Below are 19,323 nucleotides of genomic sequence, written 5' to 3' on the forward strand. Positions count from 1 at the left end.
GATGAACCGTCTCCAGTACCGAATCGTCTTCAACAAGCAACGTGGCCAACTGATGGCCGTGGCCGAGACCGCCGTCAGCCAGACCAAGGGCGGCAGCGGGGAGAGTGCGGCACCGGCGCGTCGCGCGCTGGCCGCCGCGGAGGTGGTGCCGGCGATCTCGCGTGGCCCGCCGGCGCTGCTCGCGCTGGCCGCAGCCTTCGCGATGGGGGCGGTGATCACGCTGGCGCCGGAGGCGCTGGCCCAGGTCAAGGCCGATCCGAATGCGCCGAAGCAGCAGCAGCCGACGGTGGTCAACAGCGCCAACGGCACGGTGCAGGTGAACATCCAGACACCCAGCGCGGCCGGCGTCTCGCGCAACACCTACAGCCAGTTCGACGTCGACAGGCAGGGTGTGATCCTGAACAACTCGCGCACCGATGCCAGCACGCAGCTGGGCGGTTTCGTGCAGGGCAACCCGTGGCTGGCCAAGGGCAGCGCGCGGGTGATCCTCAACGAGGTCAACAGCAGCGCGCCCAGCCAGCTCAAGGGCTACGTGGAAGTGGCGGGGCAGCGGGCCGAGGTGATCATCGCCAACCCGGCCGGCATCCAGGTGGACGGCGGCGGCTTCATCAACGCCAGCGCCGCGGTGCTGACGACGGGCACGCCGCGCTTCAACGCCGACGGCAGCATCGCCGGCTACGGCGTGCAGGGCGGGCTGATCCGCATCGATGGGCAGGGGCTGGATGGCTCGCAGACGGACTACACCGCGCTGCTGGCGCGGGCGGTCGAACTCAACGCCGGCCTGTGGGCCAAGGACGCGCGCATCCAGACCGGCACGCAGGTGATGACGGTCGAAGGCGCGGCCGCCGGCAATGGCGCGGGCGAAGCGCTGACGCCGAACGGCGAGCGTCCGCGCTATGCGCTCGACAGCACGGCGCTGGGCGGCATCTATGCACAGCGGATCACGCTGGTCGGCACGGAAGCGGGCCTGGGCGTGCGCCAGGCTGGGCAGATCGTCGGTGGGCAGCTGACGCTGCGCGCGGATGGCTGGCTGGACAACACGGGCACCGTCTACGCGCAGGAGGCCGATGCCAACGGCACGCCGTCGCTGACGGTGCAGTCCAACACGGGCGTGCGCAACGCGGGATGGCTCGCTTCGCGTGGGAGCGTGGACCTCAAGGCGCCGCAGCTGAGCGGCGAAGCCGGCAGCGCGACCGTCGCCGGCATGACTTCGGATGGCGCGATCGTCGCCGGAGCCGGCAGCTTGTCGCTGACCGCCTCCCAGTCGGCGACGCAGCTGGGCCAACTGCTCGCGGGCGACGGCTTGGCCGTGCAGGCGACGACCATCACCGCCGATGGCGCGCGCCTTGCGAGCAACGGCGCCGCGCTCTCCATCGTGGCCGATACCTTCAGCGGCGTCGGCGCCAGCCTCGAGCAGTACGGCACCGGCGGCCTCACGCTCGACGCCCGTGCGCTCATGCTGACCGGTGCGACGCTCTTGTCCAACGGCGCGCTGTCGGCGCGCTCGGCGCAGCTGATGCTCGATGGCGCCGATGTCCAGGCGCTGTCGATCTCGCTGAAGGCGGATGGCACGCTGAGCCAGCAACGCGCGTCGCTGCGCTCGGCCGGCGCCGCGACGCTGAGCGCGGACCGCATCGACAACCGCGACGCGCGCATCGCCGCCGATGGCGGCGTGACGCTGCAGGCCGGCACCGAGCTGCGCAACGATCGCGGCGAACTGAACGCCGCCGCGGGCGGCATCGTGATCCAGGGCCAGGCCGACGTGGTCAACACCGCGGGCGCGATCGCGGCGCGCGACGGCATCTCCGTGGAAGCGCGCTCGCTCGTGCAGGAGCAGGGCGGGTCGATCGACGGTCAGGACGTCACGCTGAAGCTGCAAGGCGCGCTGCGCCAGGACGCGAACGCGCGGCTGGCCGCCGGCAACGGCCTGTCCGTCGACGCCGCCTCCATCGCCTCCGACGCGCAAGTGCGCGCAGGCGGCGCGCTCGCCCTCTCCGCGCGTGACGGCGCCGTGCTCGGGGGCTCGATCTATGGCGGCAACGTGAGCGCCACGTCCGGCGGTGACCTCAGCGTGAGCGGCCTGCTCGCCGCTCAACGCGACCTGAACGCGAGCGCCGCCCGGCGCCTCCAGACGGGCGCCGCCGCGACCGTCGCGGCCGGCCTGGGCAGCGACGGACGCGTGGGTACGCAGGGCGCGCTGTCGATGTCGGCGGGTTCCGAGCTCTTGCTGCGCGGTCAACTGCTGGCCGCCGACGCCGCCTTCGACGCCGCCGGCATCGACCTGGCCGGCGCGCAGTTGCAGGCCTCCAATGCGCTGCGCATCAGCACGGCCAGCGACCTGGTCACGGAAGGCGCGCGGATGAGCGCCTCGTCGCTGACGCTGCAGGCGCAGAACTGGCGCCATGCCGGCGGCCAGCTCGCGATGAGCGGCACCGGCGACTGGAACGTCGCGCTGACGGGCCAGCTCGACAACCGCCAGGGCCAGATCCAGACGAACGCGCGCAGCCTCACGCTGACGGCGCAGGGCGTCGACAACACCGGCGGCCGCCTCTCGACCTCGGGCGACGCGCTGACGATGACCGTGCAGTCGCTCGCGAACCAGGGGGGCGTGCTGTCGACCAGCGGCGATCTGCGCGTTGATGCGCGCCAGCTCGACAACCGCGATGGCGAGTTGAGCGGCCGCGGCGTGGACGTGCGTGGACAGCAGGTCGACAACACCGGCAGCGGCCTGATCGTGGCCTCGCGCGACTTGAGCGTCCGTGCCGACGCGCTGACCAACGCCGGCGTGATCCGCGCGGCGGGCGCGGCCTCGATCGACGCGGGGACTCTGACGCATGGCGGCACCGTCGCCGCGGGCGGCGCGCTGGACGTGCATGCCGGCGCCATCGACAGCAGCGGCGCCTTCGCCGCGGGCCTGAGGGCGGACAACACCGTCGGCACCGCGGGCGACCTGTCGCTGAAGGCCGAGGGCGCGCTGAAGCACAGCGGCGTGACGCTGGCCGGCGGCGCCGCGCGCCTCGAAGGCGCCGAGCTGCAGCTGCAAGGCAGCCGCACGCAGGCCGCGAGCGTCACCGCGCAGGCGAAGGCGGGTGACCTGCGCCTCGATCGCGCGGCGATGGCTTCGGTCGGCGCGCTCGACCTGGGCGCGACTGGCGCCATCGTCTCCGAGAACGCGCAGCTCAGCGGTGGCTCGGTGAGCTTGACGGCAGCCGACTGGCGCAACGCCGGCGGCGAGCTCTCGCAGACGGACGCGACGGGTCGCCTCGCGGCGACGGTGACGGGCGCGCTCGACAACCGCGGCGGTCGCATCACCGCCAACGGAACGGCGCTGACGCTGTCGGCGCAGCAGCTCGACAACACGGCGGGTCACATCGTCCATGCGGGCACAGCCGCGGGTGAACTCCGCATCGACGCCGGCACGCTGGCCGGCGCGCGGGGCGAGATCCTCGGCAACGGCGCGCTGACGCTGAGCACGAGCGGCGCCGCCGACCTGAGCCAGGCGCAGACACAAGCCGACCGCATCACGGTGAACGCCGCCAGCCTGTCGCTGCAGAACGCGCAGCTGGTGGCCAAGGGCGCGGTCGATCTCACGGCCGCGCAGGCGCTCGACAACACGAGCGGCCTGGTGCAGGGCGGCGGCCCGGTGACGCTGCAGGCGGCGACGCTGACCAACCGCGACGGCCAGATCGGCGGCGCGGCGGTCACGCTGCGCGCAGGCGCGATCGACAACGCGGGACAGGGCCTGGTGACTTCGGGCTCGAGCCTGACGGTGAACGCTGATCGCCTCGACAACGCGGGCCAGCTGCAAGCCGCAGGCGATGTCGACCTGACGGCTCGCGCCGCGCTGACGAATGCTGGCCTGATCACCGCGAAGGGCGATGTCCGCGTGGATGCGGGCGCCTTCGATCACACCGGCACCGTGGCCGCGAGCGGCAGCACCCGCATCACCGCTGGCACCTTGACCAGCAGCGGCAGCTTCGCGGCGGGGCTCCAGGCCGACAACACCGTCGGCGATCGCGGTGACCTGACGATCACCGCACAGCAACTGCGTCAGAGCGGCACCTCCGTGGCGGGTGGCGCGCTGACGTTCAGTGCCGACAGCGTCGCGCTCCAAGGCAGCAAGACGCAGGCCGGCTCGGTGTCGCTGCAGGCGCTGGCGGGTAGCCTCGCGCTCGATCAGGCGACGGTCGCGGCAACGCGGCAGCTGACGCTGTCGGCCTCCGGCGCGCTGGACACGGCGGGTTCGACGCTGAGCGGCGGCTCCGTCGCGATCGCGGCCGCCGATTGGTACAACGCGGGCGGCACGCTCGCGCAGACCGGCGCGGCGGGCGCGATGCGCGTCGACGTGGCCGGACTGATCGACAACCAGGGCGGCCGCATCGGCGCGAACGCCCAGTCGGCCACGCTGAACGCGGGTCAGCTCGACAACCGCGGCGGCGCGATCACGCATGCCGGCGCGGACGCGCTGACGATCTCGGCGGGCTCGCTGTCGGGCGCGGACGGCCGCATCGCCAGCAGCGGCGACCTCGCGCTGACCATGACCGGCGCGGCGACGCTGGACCGCGCGCAGACGCAGGGTCGGACGATCACGCTCGACGCGGGCAGCCTCAGCCATCGCGAGGGCCAGTTGCTCAGCCAGGGCGATGCCTCGGTGCGCGTGAGCGGCGTGCTGGACAACTCCGGCAGCTTCTACGCCCAGGGGGCGATGACGGTGACGGCGGGCGGCGCGCTCACGCACACCGGCCTGATCGCGGCGCAGGGCGACCTGACCGTGCGGGCGGACAGCATCGCCAGCAGCGGCGCCTTCGCCGCGGGCATGAAGCCGGACACCACGCTGGCGGCGCAGGGCGAGCTGACGCTGTCCGCGGCGCACACGCTGCAGCACTCGGGCACCGCGCAGGCGGTGGGCCGCGCGACGCTCGAGGGCGCGTCGCTGCTGCTGCAGGACAGCCAGACCACGGCCGCGTCGATCGCGCTGAATGCGCGTGGCGGCGAGCTTCGCCTGGACCGCGCGCTGCTGTCGGTGCGTGATCTGCTCGATTTGCGCAGCAGCGGCACGCTGAACACCGAGGGCGCGCGCATGAGCGGCGCCAGCGTCGCCATCACGGCGGTCGACTGGCGCAATGCCGGCGGCCAGATCGGTCAGACGGATGCCGCGGGCCAGTTCACCGCGACGCTGAGCGGCGTCCTGGACAACCAGGGCGGGCGCATCGCGGGCAATGGCACGGCGCTGACGCTGTCGGCGGACCGCATCGAAAGCGGCGCGGGCAAGATCATTCATGCGGGCGCGACGGGCGGCACGCTGCGTGTGGACGCGACGACGCTGAATGGCGTCAACGGCACGATCGCCGGCAATGGCACGCTGGCGCTGAACATCGCGGGCGATGCCGACTTGAGCGGCGCGACGGCGCAAGGCGACCGCGTGACGGTCCACGCGGCCAATCTCAAGCTGCGTGGCGGCGAGCTGCTCGGGCAGAGCTCGGCGGCGCTGACCGTTGGCGGTGAGCTCGACAACACCGGCGGCCTGGTGCATGGCGCGAGCAGCCTGACGATCGATGCCGGCACGCTGACGAACCGCGATGGCCAGCTCGGCGCGGTGGACGTGACGCTCAAGGGCGGCACGATCGACAACGCGGGCCTTGGCCTGATCGCGGCGCGCGGGAAGCTTTCGGCGGACGTGGCGAGCCTGAGCAACGCGGGCTCGATGCAGGCGGGCGGCGATCTCGACCTGCGCGCGAGCGATGCACTGCGCAACAGCGGCACCGTCCGCGCTCAGGGCGATGGCACGCTGAACGCCGACACGCTGGTCAACACCGGCACGGTGGCGGCGCAGGGCGCGCTCATCGCGCAGGCGCGCGACATCGCCAGCAGCGGCGCCTTCGCCGCTGGCCTGAACGCCGACAACACGCTCGCCACGCGCGGCGACCTGGCGCTGACCGCGAGCGGTCAGCTACAGCAGAGCGGCACAGCGCTCGCGGGCGGCGGGCTGACGATGAGTGGCGCCAGGCTCGCGCTGCAGGACAGCCGCGTGCAGGCGCAGCGCGTGACGATGACGGCGCTGGCTGGCGACGCGCGCCTGGACCGCGCGACCGTGGCTGGCGGCGAACGCCTGACGCTGTCCGCGGCGAATGCGCTGGACAGCTCCGGCGCGACGCTGGGCGCGGGCTCGGTGTCGATCACGGCGACCGACTGGCGCAACGCCGGCGGCGATCTCGCGCAGAGCGCGGCGGATGGCGAGCTGCGCGTCTCGGTGGCGCAGGCGTTGATCAACCAGGGCGGCTCGATCGCGGCCAACGCGGCGGACGTGACGCTCGCCGCGGTGCGCATCGACAACCGCCAAGGCACGCTGCTGCATGCCGGCACCGGCACGCTGACGCTGAGCGCGCAGCAGCTCGATGGCACCGGCGGCGAGATCCTGGGCAAGGGCGCGCTGGCGATCCAGACGCCCGGCGCGCTGACGCTGGACGGCGCGCTGACGCAGGCTCGCGACATCACGGTGAATGCGGGCAGCCTCAGCCATCGCGACGGCAAGCTGCTGAGCCAGACCGGCGCGGCCTTCACCGTCGGCGGCGCGATGGACAACACGCGCGGCCTGATCCAGGCGAGCGAGGACCTGCGCATCGTCGCGGCTTCGCTGGACAACACGGATGGCCAATTGGGCGGCCGCGCGGTCAGCCTGAGCACGGCGGGCCGGCTGCTCAACGGCGGTCAGGGCCTGATCGCTTCGGCGCAGGCGCTGACGATCGAAGCCGGCCAGCTCGACAACGCCGGTAGCCTGCAGTCGCAGGCGGCGCTGGAGCTGACGGCACATGGCGCCTTCGGCAACACCGGCAGCGCGTACGCACGCGGCCCGCTGACGATCACCGCCGATGGCGCGTTGACGAACAGCGGCATGCTGGCGGCGCAGGGCGCGCTGTCGGTGCAGGCGGCGAGCATCGCGAGCAGCGGCGGCTTCGTCGCGGGTTTGAAACCGGACAACACGCTCGGCACGCAGGGCGATCTGACGCTGCGCACGAGCGGCGCATTGCAGCAGAGCGGCCAGACCGTGGCCGCGGGCGCGATGACGCTGTCGGGCAGCACGCTGCAGCTGCAGGACGCGAAGCTGCAGGCGCAGCGCGCGGACCTGACGGCCAGCACCGGCGACCTGCGCCTGAACCGCGCGACGCTGGCGTCGTCGGGGGCGCTGACGATGTCGGCGGCGGGCGCGATGGACACGGGCGCGGCGTCGATCTCGGGCGACACGCTGTCGGTGACGGCGCAGCGCTGGTCCAACGTCGATGGGGTGGTCACGCAGACCGGCCAGGCCGGCGCGCTGAGCGCGACGCTGCAGGGCGCGCTGGACAACACGCGCGGCGAGATCGCCGCGGCGGGCCGCACGCTGACGGTGAACGCGGGATCGATCGACAACGCGAGCGGCCGTCTGGTGCACGCGGGCGCGGAGGGGCTGAGCCTCACGACCGGCACGCTGAGCGGCGCGAGCGGCGAGATTCTCGGCGCGCACGCGGTGACGCTGACGGCGACGGGCGCGGTCGATCTGAGCCAGGCGAAGACGCAGGGCGGCACGGTGACGCTGCAGGCGGACAGCCTGCGTCATCAAGGCGGCCAGCTGCTGAGCGGCGGCGATGCGCAGCTGCGCGTCGCTGGGGCGATCGACAACACCGGCGGCGCGATGGGCGCGGGCGGCGATCTGCGCGCGCAGGCGGCGTCGCTGGACAACACTGGCGGCCAACTCGGCGCTCGTGCTGTTGACCTGACGCTGGGGACGCTGACCAACGGCGCGCAGAGCCTGATCAACGCGCAGACCGCGCTGACCATCGGCGCGAGCCAGGTGACGAACGCGGGCTCGCTGCAATCGGGCGCGGACACGCGGCTGACGACGACCGGCGCGCTGAGCAACAGCGGCAACATCTACGCGCAAGGCAACGTCATGGTGAACGCGGGCCAGACGCTCACCAACAACGGCCTGATCGGCGCGCAGGGCGCGCTGACCGTGGACGCGCCCGCGCTGGCGGGCGCCGGCACGCTGGCCGCGGGCCTGCGTCCGGACAACTCGCTCGGCGCACAAGGCGACCTGACGGTCCGCACGACGGGCACGCTGCAATCGGCCGGATCGATGCTGGCCGCGGGCACGATGACGCTGCGCGGCGGCGATCTGCAGCTGCAGGACAGCCGTCTGCAGGCGGCGTCGGTGTCGATGAACTCAACCGGCACATCGGGCCTGGGAGCGCTGCGCCTGGACCGCGCGATCGTCGCGGTCGCGGGTGACCTGATGCTCGCGAGCGCGGGTCTGCTGTCGACGGACGCGGCGACGCTGAGCGGCGCCAACGTCGGCATCACGGCGACGACGGACTGGCGCAATGTCGGCGGCTCGCTGACGCAGACCGGCGCGGCCGGCGCGCTGACCGCGACGATCGGCAACCAGCTGCTCAACACCGATGGCCGCATCCAGGCGGCCGGCACCGGCCTGCGTCTGCAGGCGCAGTCGGTGGACAACGTGCGCGGCACGCTGATGGCGGCGGGCAGCGGTCCGCTGACGGTCACGACGGGCTCGCTGGATGGCAGCTCGGGCCAGATCCTCGCGAGCGGCGCGGTGACGATCGCCGCGACCGGCGCGGTGACGCTGGCCAGTGCGCAGACGCAGGGCACCGGCGTGACGGTGTCGGGCAGCAGCCTGGACCACCGCGGCGGCAACCTCGTCAGCAATGGCGGGGCGCTGCTCAACCTCACGGGCGGCATCGACAACCGGGGCGGCACGGTGGCCAGTGCGGGCGCGCTCGATGTGCGCGGCGCGAGCCTGCTCAACGGCGGCAACGGCCTGATGCAGAGCGACTCGACGCTGCAGGCCACCATCGGCGGCACGCTCGACAACCAGGGCGGTCGCCTGCGCAGCGGCGCGGCGATGACGCTGAACGCGGGCAATGTCGACAACCGCGGCGGCTGGGCTGGCAGCGACGGCGCGCTGAGCGTCACCACGGGCGGCGCGCTGCAGAACGCGGGCGGCACGCTGCTCGCGCAGCAGGGCGTGTCGCTGAGCGCGGCGACGCTGGGCAACCAGCAGGGCCGGATCTCGAGCCTGCAAGGCGGCGTGACGCTGCGCGCGCAGGGCGCGATCGACAACACGGCCGGCGCCATTCAGGCCGGGCAGACGGCGGATCTGGGCTCGGCCTCGATGATCAACGCGCGGGGCGAGGTCTCGGGCGCAGCGGTCGTGATCGATGCGCGCGGACAGACGCTGGACAACAGCGGCGGCCGGCTGCTTGCGACGCAGTCGCTGACGGTGGACAGCGGCACGCTGGAGAACCGCGGTGGGCTGCTGCAATCGGGCGGCGGCCTGTCGGTGCAGACGCATGGCGCGGCGCTGAACAACACGCGCGACGGCTCGGTGACGACGCCCACGGGCATCCGCGCGCAGGGCGCGATGACGCTGAACGCCGGCACGCTGACCAACGAGCAGGGCATCAGCGCCGGCACGTCGGCGCAGGTGAACCTGAGCCAGCTGGTCAACCGCGCGGAGCTGTCGGCCTCGGCGCTGACGGTGTCGGTGGGCGGCACGCTCGACAACCAGGGTGGACGGCTGATCGGCGCGCAGACGCTGGACGCGTCGGCGCAGCAGGTGCTCAACCAGGGCGGGCTGATCTACGGCGGCAGCACGCTGAACCTCACGGCCGCGGGTCGCATCGACAACACGAACACCGGCGGCGCCGGGCAGGGTATCCAGGGCGGCGCCGTCAACGTGCGCGCGCAGCAGCTGGACAACATCGGCGGTCAGGTGCTGGCCAGTGGGAGCCTGGGGCTGACGATCGCGCAGTCGCTCAACAACGCGGGCGGGGCACTGGGCGCGTCGGGCACGCAGACGATCGGGGATGGGGCGTCGGTGTCGGCGCTGTCGCTGAACAACGCGGGCGGGCGCATCTGGTCGGGCAGCGCGATGGGGCTGAACCTGCGCGAGCTCGCCGGCGGTGTCGGCGGGCAGATCAGCAGCGGCGCGGGCATGAGCGTCAAGCTCGTGGGCGATTTCGTCTACGGCGCCAGCAGCCAGTTCCAGTCGGCGGGCGACATGGTGCTCGACGTCTCGGGCAACTTCGCCAACCAGGGCACGCTGCGCAGCGGCGGGACGCTGTCGATCTCGGCGCAGAACATCGACAACGCGGCCAGCGGCGAGCTCAGCGGCGTGAACACGCTGCTCACCGCGGCGGGGAAGATCACCAACCGCGGCCTGATCGACGGCGACGGCGTGCTGCTGACCTCGGACCGGCTGGTCAACCTGGGCACGGGCCGGATCTACGGCGGCGACGTGGTCATCGACGGTGGCGCGCTGGTCAACGGCGCGGAGGGCGGCGTGGCGGCGGTGATCGCGGGACGGCGCTCGATCGACGCGCAGCTCACGCGCGAGATCTCCAACACGGACGGGGCGCTGATCTTCGCGGACGGCGACCTGCGGCTCGCGGGCGCGAGCCTGCTCAACGAGAACTCGACCATCGAGGCCAGCCGCGCGCTGGCGCTGCAGATGACGGGTGGGATCGTGAACAGGACGGTGCTGCAGGGCGTTGGGACGGGGCAGGGCACCGGGCAGGGAACGCTGGCCTCGGCGGCCTTCATCCGCGCCGGCGGGGACATGACGATCTCCGGCGATACGCTGCTCAACAGCGGCGCCACGATCGAGGCGCGCAGCAACCTGATGCTGACGGCCAACCGCATCGACAACGTCAACCCGTACCTGATGTGGGGCAACTACACGCCGGGCTCGGAAGGATTTGTCAGCATCGTCTACTCGATCAACAACGGGCCGATCGAAGACCTTGCCGTTCCAATGAACGGGCGCACGGCGCAGGAGGTGGTGAGCGACTACGCGCGGACGCATCGCACCCACCGGATCGTTTCGTGGGAGGCATTCGGTGGCAATGACGCGGGCGCGCCGCTGACGCAGTCGCTCGCGGCCAAGATCATCGTGGGCGGCACCTTGAGCATCGGTGCCGGCACGATCAACAACGACATGAGCCAGGTGGTCGGCATGACCGGCGTGGCGATCACCGGCGGGCAGGTCACGAACGTGCCGCACACGGTGACGGCCGTCGACACGCAGGGCGTGGCGCATACGGTGAATCTCTCGCTGGCGGGCGGTGCGCCGGTGGTGGGGCAGGTGTCGCAAGCGCCCGGCGGTCGCCAGGGCGCTGGTGCGGTGAGCACCGGGGGCGGTGCCTCGCCGCAACAGGCGCAAGGCGGTGCTTCCGCCAACGCGAGCGGTGGCGCCGGTACTGGCGGCTTCCTCACCCGCTTGATCCGCCAGGTGCAGCAGGGCGCTGCCGCGCAGGCCAACGCGCAAGGCAATGCGCAGGTGCGAGTGGGCAGCGCGATCGCGTCGAACGCAGTGGCGACGGGCAACGGCGCCGCGGGCGCCGGCGTGGTCCAGGCGATCCAGCGCAGTGGCGCGACCGCGACCGAGCGCGCCATCGCCGCCGCGCAGTCCGGCGACGCGGGCGCGCAGGTCGAGGCGACGCTCCGTCACGAGCGCGATGGCGACGCGGTGCAGACGGGCTCGGCGCAGGACCTGCAAGGCGCGCGCGTGACCACGCAGTTCCGCGATGGGCAGGCGATCGATGCCGCGCAGGCCAACAGCACGACGCAACAGGTGCAGGGCACGGCGCGAACTGGTCTCGCCGGCCTGCTTCAGCGGGCCCGCGCCGCGTCGGCCGCGCAGGTCGACGCGTCCGCGCAGACCGACCAGAAGGCCACGACGCAGATCGGCAAGGTGACGACGCAGGCCGGCTCGACGAGCCGGCCGGGCTCGGCCCAGAACGCGGCGCTGAGGGTCTCGGGCCTGAGCGTCGGCGGCCGCCTGTTCGGCGTGATGCCCAACCTCACGCTGCCCTCCAACAGCCTGTTCAAGACCCACAGCGAGCCCGGCGGCAAGTACCTGGTCGAGACGGACCCGCGCTTTGCCAACTACCGCGAGTGGCTCTCCAGCGACTTCCTGCTGCAGCAGATGGCGCTGGACCCCACCGTGACGCAGAAGCGCCTGGGCGACGGCTTCTACGAGCAGCGGCTGGTGCGCGAGCAGATCGGCCAGCTCACCGGCACGGGCTACCTGTCGGGCTACGCGGACGACGAGTCGATGTACCGCGCGCTGCTGACCAACGGCGCGACCTTCGCCAAGGAGCACCAGCTGGTGCCGGGCGTGGCGCTGAGCGCCGAGCAGATGACGCAGCTCACCAGCGACCTGGTGTGGCTGGTGGAGCAGACGGTGACGCTGGCGGACGGCACGACGCAGCGCGTGCTGGTGCCGCAGGTGTACCTGGTGCCGCGCGAGGGCGACCTGCTGCCCAGCGGCTCGCTGATCGCCGGCGGCCGGGTGGAGATGGCGCTGACGGGCGACTTCAACAACGGCGGCAGCGTGCGCGGCGGGGCGGTGGCCATCCAGGCGCAGAACATCGCCAACACTGGCGATATGCGCGCCACGACGCTGGCGCTGACGGCGCGCGAGGATCTGCGCAACATCGGCGGGCAGCTGGCGGCCACGGGCGACATGAGCCTGGTGGCCGGGCGTGACGTCGTCATGCAGAGCACGACGGCCAGCGGCGGCACGGTGAAGGGCAACGTCACGACCAAGGCGACGGTGCTGGACCAGGTGGCCTCGCTCACCGCGGGCGGCGTGATGGTGGTGCAGGCCGGGCGCGACGCGCAGCTGCAGGCGGTGCAGATCACGCAGGGCGGCGCGGAGGGCGCGGGCGCCGAAGGCGGCGTGATGGTGGCCGCCGGGCGCGACCTGACGCTGAGCACGGTGCAGACCTCGAGCTCGCGCGACCAGGTCTGGAACGCGACCAACTTCAAGAAGGAAAGCCAGCGCCAGGACGTGGGCACGGAGATCAAGGCCGAGGGTGCGGTGCTGCTCAAGGCTGGGCAGGACCTGAGCGCCACGGCCGCGCAGATCGCCAGCGCGCAAGGCGCGGTGACGCTGAGCGCAGGGCGCGACGTCGAGCTGCTGGCCGGCGAGGCCAACAAGGTCGTCGAGGAGATGACGCAGAAGACCAAGAAGAGTCTGTTCAAGAAGAAGACCGTCACGACCTACAACAAGACGGACACGACGACCGCGATTGGCACGACGCTGTCGGGCGACACGGTCAACATCGTGGCCGGGCGCGACATCACGCTGGCCGCGGCGCAGGCGGTGTCGGACAACGGCACCAAGCTCATCGCCGACCGCGACATCACCATCGATGGCGTCACCAACTCGGTGGACACGGAGCAGTTCAAGAAGACGGTGAAGTCGGGGCTGTTCAGCGGCGGCGGGATCGGGGTGACGATCGGCAAGCAGGAACTGTCGCAGGCGACGAAGACGAGCCAGGAGACGCACCAGGGCTCGGTGGTGGCCAGCGTGGCCGGGGACGTGGACATCTACGCCGGCGGCAAGTACCGGCAGGTGGGCTCGGAGGTGCAGGCGCCGCAGGGCGACGTGACGATCAAGGGCAAGTCCATCGACATCGTGGAGGCCCGCAACCAGTCGGCGCAGGACACGGAGACCAAGTTCAGGCAGAGCGGGCTGTCGCTGTCCTTGAGCGCACCGGGCGTGGATGCGGCGATGGGTGCCATCAAGGCCGGGGAGCACGTCACGCAGACGCAGGACGACCGGATGAAGGCGCTGGCGGCGGCCACGGCGATCTCCAAGGCCAAGCAGGCAGTCGAGGAGATCCAGAAGTTCAACGACCTGGCCAAGGCGCAGCAGGAGCAGAGCATCCGCATCAGCCTGTCGGTGGGCAGCCAGCAGAGCAAGAGCTCGCAGCACAACGAGGCGAACCAGACCGCGGGCAGCTCGGTGCTCGCGGACGGCAAGCTGAGCCTCATCGCCACCGGCGGCGGGCAGGACTCCAACGTCACGGTCCGAGGCAGCACGCTCGCGGGTCAGGACGTGTTCATCAAGGCGGACAACAAGATCGACTTGCTGGCCGCGCAGAACACCAGCGAGCAGCACAGCAAGGACTCGAGCAGCAGCGCGTCCATTGGCATCGGCATCTCGCTGGGCCAGGAGAACCGGCTGGGCTTCACCGCCAGCGCCAGCGTGTCCAAGGGCAACGCGGACGGCAAGGACACGAACTACTCGGCCACGCAGGTCACGGGCGGCAGCTCGGTGACGCTGCAGTCGGGTGGGGACACGACGCTGGGCGGCGCGGTGGTGACGGCGCCGAAGGTGGTGGCCGACATCGGCGGCAACCTCAAGATCGAAAGCCTGCAGGACACGGCCAAGTTCGACTCGAAGAGCCAGAGCATGGGCGGCAGCGTGACCGTCGGGTACGGGGCGGGCGGCAACGCCAACTTCAGCCAGTCCAAGGTCAACGCGGACTATGCGGCGGTGGGCGAGCAGGCCGGCATCCGCGCCGGCGATGGCGGCTTCCAGGTGAGCGTGAAGGGCAACACCGAGCTCAAGGGTGGTGCGATCACGAGCAGCCAGGCGGCGATCGACGCGGGCAAGAACAGCTTCAGCACCGGCACGCTGACCAGCAGCGACATCGACAACCGCAGCCAGTTCAGCGCCAGCGCCGTGACGGTGAGCGCGGGCACGAGCGGCGGCATGGCCGGCGCCTTCAAGGACAGCGGCGACGAGCGCAGCACGACGCGCAGCACGATCAGCGCGGGCAGCACGACGATCACCAGCGGGGATGCGGCGAGTCAGGCGACGCTGGAGAAGCTGGACCGCGGCGCGACGAACGATGCCACGGCGGGCAAGCTGTCGCAGGGTTGGGATGGGCAGAAGCTCTCGCAGCAGGTGAAGGTGAATGCGCAGATCGTGGCGGAGTTTGGGGCGCAGGCGTCGAAGGAGGTGGCCGAACAGTTCAAGAAGCAGGCGGACAAGCTGCGGGCTGAAGGCAAAGAGCAGGAAGCCAAGAAGTACGAGGAGGGCGGTGAGTACCGAGTGGCGGCGCATGCGGTGATCGGCGCGATGACCGGCGATCTCAGCGGAGCATTGGGCGCTGCTGCGAGCGCGAAGGTGGCCGATCAACTGAACTCACTTCAGGAGACGCTCAGGGACCGGCTTGATAAGGCGGGTCTAGGGGGAGAGGATCAAAAGAACGATTGGGCGACGGCACTGTCAAAGCTGGCGAGCGGGGCGCTCGCTACCGGTCTCGGTGCGATCGCCGGTGGCGGTTTCGACGGCGCAGCAGCTGGCTTGAATCAGGACTACAACAATCGGCAGTTGCACCCCAAGGAGCGCGATAAGGCTGCTGAACTGGCGAAGAGGAGCAAGGGTAAATACACCCAGGAGCAGATCGAAGACGCGATGCGTAATAGCGGAAATAGCTATTACAAGGAAGATGTCACCGCCGGCATGGTCATTCGTGATCCAAAGGATCCCAATGCCTTCTATGACAAGGGTGCACCGTTCACGACGGGCGATAACGGGAAAAGCTTCGTTCAGATCAATCGCGACAATACCTCACTGAACTCGTCCAATATCGATCCGGATCTTGCGGCCTTCGTTCGAGCCAACACGGGCGGGGAAAACTCTCCTTACTACGACCTGGCGCCAAAGAAGATTACCTATCCAGAACTGGCTCAAGGCGGCAAGGCTACGGGATTGCAATATCAAACGGTCAGCGCAAACGGGCAGTCGTTCCGCTTGGCAATCGCGGACTGCCCGGCAGTGAGTTGCCAAAACACGGACAACATCGCCCGGTTCGGGCTGAGCGCAGAGGACAAGGCTCAACTCGACGCATACGACGCTGCGGTCAAGAAGTCGCTGACCAAAGATGCAGTGAAGGGAGGCGTTGCCGTCGCTGTTATTGCGACTGCCCCAGCAACGATTCCCGGCGCAGTGATCGGTGGCGCAGTGGTCGGAGGGACGTCTAGCGCAAGTGATCAATATATTGACAAGGGAACGATCGATGGAAAACAGGTTGCCAAGGAAGCTGTAATTGGGGGCGTCGTTGGTGGCGGGACCGCTGCAGTAGTGAGCATTGGTGGCGTGCTTGTGCCGAAAATTGGTCAAGCCCTTGATGAGATGGTCACCGCGAAGATCGTGTCTCAATCAGAGATGGACGCGTATGTCGCAGCAAAAACGGCACAGAAGATATCTCAAAATGCAGAGCGCGACGGCGGCGTGGATCCATATGTCAAGCCACCAAACGCCGATGCAGAAATTGCGCTTCGGGATAAGTCGGCGCTGGATGCGCAGAATGGAACTAGCAATCCACACTATCTGGAAAAGCACGGCTCTTATACGAGTTTGACCGAGCAATATAATCGTGCGATGTATGGGATTAATCCGCAGACGGGGCAGATAGGTCGTCCGGTAAATGCTTCGAAGTACTTCAATGAAACCGATATGGAGTACGCGATCAAACAGGCGGAGGCGACATATGCTGCGAATCCTAGTAGCTTCCCTGATCGGCAAATACCTATTAACTTTGGTCGGCCCGTTGGCGAAGGATATATGGCGAACAGTACGGCGAACCAAACCAGTGGGGTCGCAGGTGAATATCGTTGGACTGAAGTTGTCGTTGTAGGTATTGATCAAGCTACAGGGAAGGCGTATACATCGTTCCCACAACTTAATTCCGGTGTGAAAATGCCCGATCCTCGAGGAGTTAGGCCATGAAGGAAATTTCTCTTTATCACGCTGAGCTTATTATGTTGCCGTTTTCGGAACATGAGGCTGAGCATTACGGTTATGACGAAGAGCTTTTTTCACTTGATCTCGTGAATCCTGTTCAGGCGGAGTTCGCTATTGGAAAGTGGCTGGTGCCGCATGCAGCAAATTGGAGTGCAGGAGGTCGTGAATTGAGGCGAGAAGCCTCACGAATTTGCATATCGCAGGATATGCCATTTAGCAATTCATGGCTTCCTGGAATTGATGATCTTTGTAGGGTTACTGGTGATCTCAAAGAGTACTCAAGAAATCTTGCAGCATTTCAGAGGCAGGTTTGGGAGCGTCTGTTTGGGGAGCGATATTCGGCACTCCCGCTCGAGCAGTACGTGCTTCGAGTTGACAAGGAGTTTGAGTTTTTTCCTGATTCTCCAAATCTTTGGACTGTTCCGAATTATTCATCTTGGCCTCCAGGTTTTAAAGGTCGAGACTTATCCGCTTCTTGATTTCAAAGTGCAATCGTTGAAGCGCGCAACCAGTCAGCGCAGGACACGGAGACGAAGTTGAAGCAGAGCGGGCTCCGGTGTCGCTGAGCGCCGGGCGTGGATGCGGCGCTTAGTGCTATCAGGGCCTCCGAGCACGTCACGCAAACGCAGGACGTCACGCAGACGCAGGACGACCGCATGAAGGCGCAGGCCGCGGCTACGGCGATCTCCAAGGCCAATCAACTTGCTGGCCGCGCAGAACACCAGCGAGCAGCACAGCAAGGACTCGAGCAGCAGCGCGTCCATCGGCATCGGCATCTCGCTGGGCCAGGAGAACCGGCTGGGCTTTACCGCCAGCGCCAGCGTGTCCAAGGGCAACGCGGACGGCAAGGACACGAACTACTCGGCCACGCAGATCACGGGCGGCAGCTCGGTGACGCTGCAGTCGGGTGGGGATACGACACTGGGCGGTGCGGTGGTGACGCGGATGCGAGCGCCGCGGCGAAGTACGGGCTGGAGGCCAGTTCCGGCCTCGCGACGAAGACGGCCGGACCGCTGACGCTGACCGCCGGCGCGACGACGACCACCAACTTCTCGTTCCCTTGAGTCGACCGCCATCGCGGCGTCCCGGCTGGGGGCGTGACCGGCCGGCAGGTACGCCGCGCCGCGCGAGGGCTGCACGCGAAGGTGACATCAAGCGCCGCTGAGGGCGCTCAGCGCCGCCAGTCGCGACGCATGGCGTCCCGCTCGTCCGCGCTCGACAAGGGATCGCCCTCGCGCAGGCGATCCATGTCGTCGAGCAGCGCTTGCGGCCAGGGAGAGGCCGCCATCCGGAAGGCTTCCGACGCTGCGGATGTCGATGCGGTCGGGGACGCTGACGCGGACCCCGCCGTGATCGTCGCGAGTTGCCGCACGCGCCATGCGTCGTCGCCGCGGCAGGCCAGGCCCGCCGTGGCACCGCCGGCATCCGCCCCGCCGACCGTGAAGGCGCGGCAGTATCGACCGTCCCGCGACACGAAGCTCAGGCCCACGCGGGTGGAGGAACCGGGCGCCGCCGCGCCGGACAGCTGCGCGTCCAGGGCCTGGGCGAGGGCACCTTCGGCGAGCCAGCCGCCGTCTGCCGCCACCTCGAGCGCTCCGCGCGGCGCCAGCCAGGTCGTGCCGATCAACACGCCCAGCGCCAGGCTGGCCGCCATGCCGCCCCAGGCCAGCCAACCTCCGCGGCGACGCCGACGTTCCTCGTCGAGGTCGATGGGCTTGGTGTCTGGCTTGGTGCCTGGCTTGGCGGACGGACCGGGCACCGCGGCGGGCGCGGGCTCGGCGGCGGCCTCGGTGACGGCCTCGCGATTCGCGAAGAGCGCGCTCAACCGCTCGGGTACGGGCTCTGCCAGCACGGGATCGAAGGCCTGGCCCAGCCGCGCGCGCAGGCGCCGTTCCCTCGCCACCGCGGCGCCGAGCGTCGCATCCTCCGCCAGCCTCGCTTCGAAGCGCGCGCGCTCCGCCGCGTCCATCTCGTCGTCGACATAGGCGGCGACGCGCGTCGCATCGTCCATCGTCCGCGTGGCATCGAGCTCATCCTCGCGGTGCTCGCCGCGCTCCCGACCCGGGCCAGCGCCGCCGACCTCATCGCCGCCATCGCCGCTGTCTTGGCCGCGCTCGCGGCCGGAATCCATTGCGCCGTTCATGTCCTGTCCTTCGCCGCTCATGTGCCGCTCATGCGTCGATGTCGCCGTCGCCCAGCAGTTGCTGCAGCGTGTCCTTCGCCCGTGCCAGCCGGCTGGTGACGGTGCCGATCGGAACCTCCAGCACCGCCGCGGCCTCCTTGTAGGGCAGGCCCTCGACCAGCACCAGGCCCACCACCAGGCGCTGCTCCGCGGGGAGCCGCGCCATCGCCGCCTGCACCGACAAGCGCGCGATGTGCCGACCCGTCTCGGACACGCCGACGTGCTCGCCCGCCTCCTCGGGAGCCAGCACCTCGGCGCGCCGGCCGCGGGCGCGCTGCTCGTCGATCCAGGCGTTCTTCATGATCCTGAACATCCAGCTGTCCAGGCGCGTGCCGGGCTCGTACTGGTCCAAGGCCCGCAGCGCCCGCTCCACGGCCACCTGCACGAGGTCGTCCGCATCCTCGCGGTGATGCGTCAGGCTGCGGGCGAAGCGCCGCAGCCGGGGCAGCAGCGCGGCCAGGGCGGATTGCAACTCCAATATGCTCATGCGATGGGATGCCTGATGAATAGAACGACGGCGGCGCGGATTTTCTTCCGT

Annotated in this window: 5 protein-coding genes; 3 read left to right on the plus strand and 2 right to left on the minus strand. The window is 69.7% G+C overall.

The window, feature by feature from the left end; all coding sequences use genetic code 11:
- Nucleotide 1: 1 nt before the first annotated feature.
- The 3 genes from FHT38_RS09775 to FHT38_RS09785 all read left to right on the plus strand — a co-directional run bounded on the left by FHT38_RS09775 (nucleotide 2) and on the right by FHT38_RS09785 (nucleotide 17,620).
- The gene (locus FHT38_RS09775) at nucleotides 2-16,588 is read left to right on the plus strand and encodes a hemagglutinin repeat-containing protein (protein ID WP_183491562.1); all 16,587 of its coding nucleotides are present in this window, start codon (nucleotides 2-4) and stop codon (nucleotides 16,586-16,588) included.
- On the plus strand, nucleotides 16,585-17,082 hold the full coding sequence (locus tag FHT38_RS09780; protein WP_183491564.1) for a hypothetical protein: 498 nt from the start codon (nucleotides 16,585-16,587) through the stop codon (nucleotides 17,080-17,082). Before FHT38_RS09775 ends, FHT38_RS09780 begins: the two co-directional genes overlap by 4 nt.
- A gap of 223 nt (nucleotides 17,083-17,305) precedes the next feature.
- Complete coding sequence (locus tag FHT38_RS09785; protein ID WP_183491566.1) at nucleotides 17,306-17,620, plus strand: hemagglutinin repeat-containing protein; 315 nt, start codon at nucleotides 17,306-17,308, stop codon at nucleotides 17,618-17,620.
- Nucleotides 17,621-17,774: 154 nt separating this feature from the next.
- Here the strand turns inward: FHT38_RS09785 and FHT38_RS09790 are convergent, their stop codons facing one another.
- Together FHT38_RS09790 and FHT38_RS09795 are read right to left on the minus strand one after the other, a co-directional pair.
- Nucleotides 17,775-18,767 carry a hypothetical protein gene (locus tag FHT38_RS09790; protein ID WP_183491568.1) on the minus strand — a complete coding sequence of 331 codons (993 nt, stop codon included), beginning with the start codon at nucleotides 18,765-18,767 and terminating at the stop codon, nucleotides 17,775-17,777.
- Between the two features lie 7 nt (nucleotides 18,768-18,774).
- Nucleotides 18,775-19,272 carry an RNA polymerase sigma factor gene (locus FHT38_RS09795; RefSeq protein WP_221213752.1) on the minus strand — a complete coding sequence of 166 codons (498 nt, stop codon included), beginning with the start codon at nucleotides 19,270-19,272 and terminating at the stop codon, nucleotides 18,775-18,777.
- Between the last annotated feature and the right edge of the window lie 51 nt (nucleotides 19,273-19,323).

The sequence above is a fragment of the Mitsuaria sp. BK041 genome (assembly GCF_014193085.1).
Lineage (GTDB): Bacteria > Pseudomonadota > Gammaproteobacteria > Burkholderiales > Burkholderiaceae_C > Roseateles.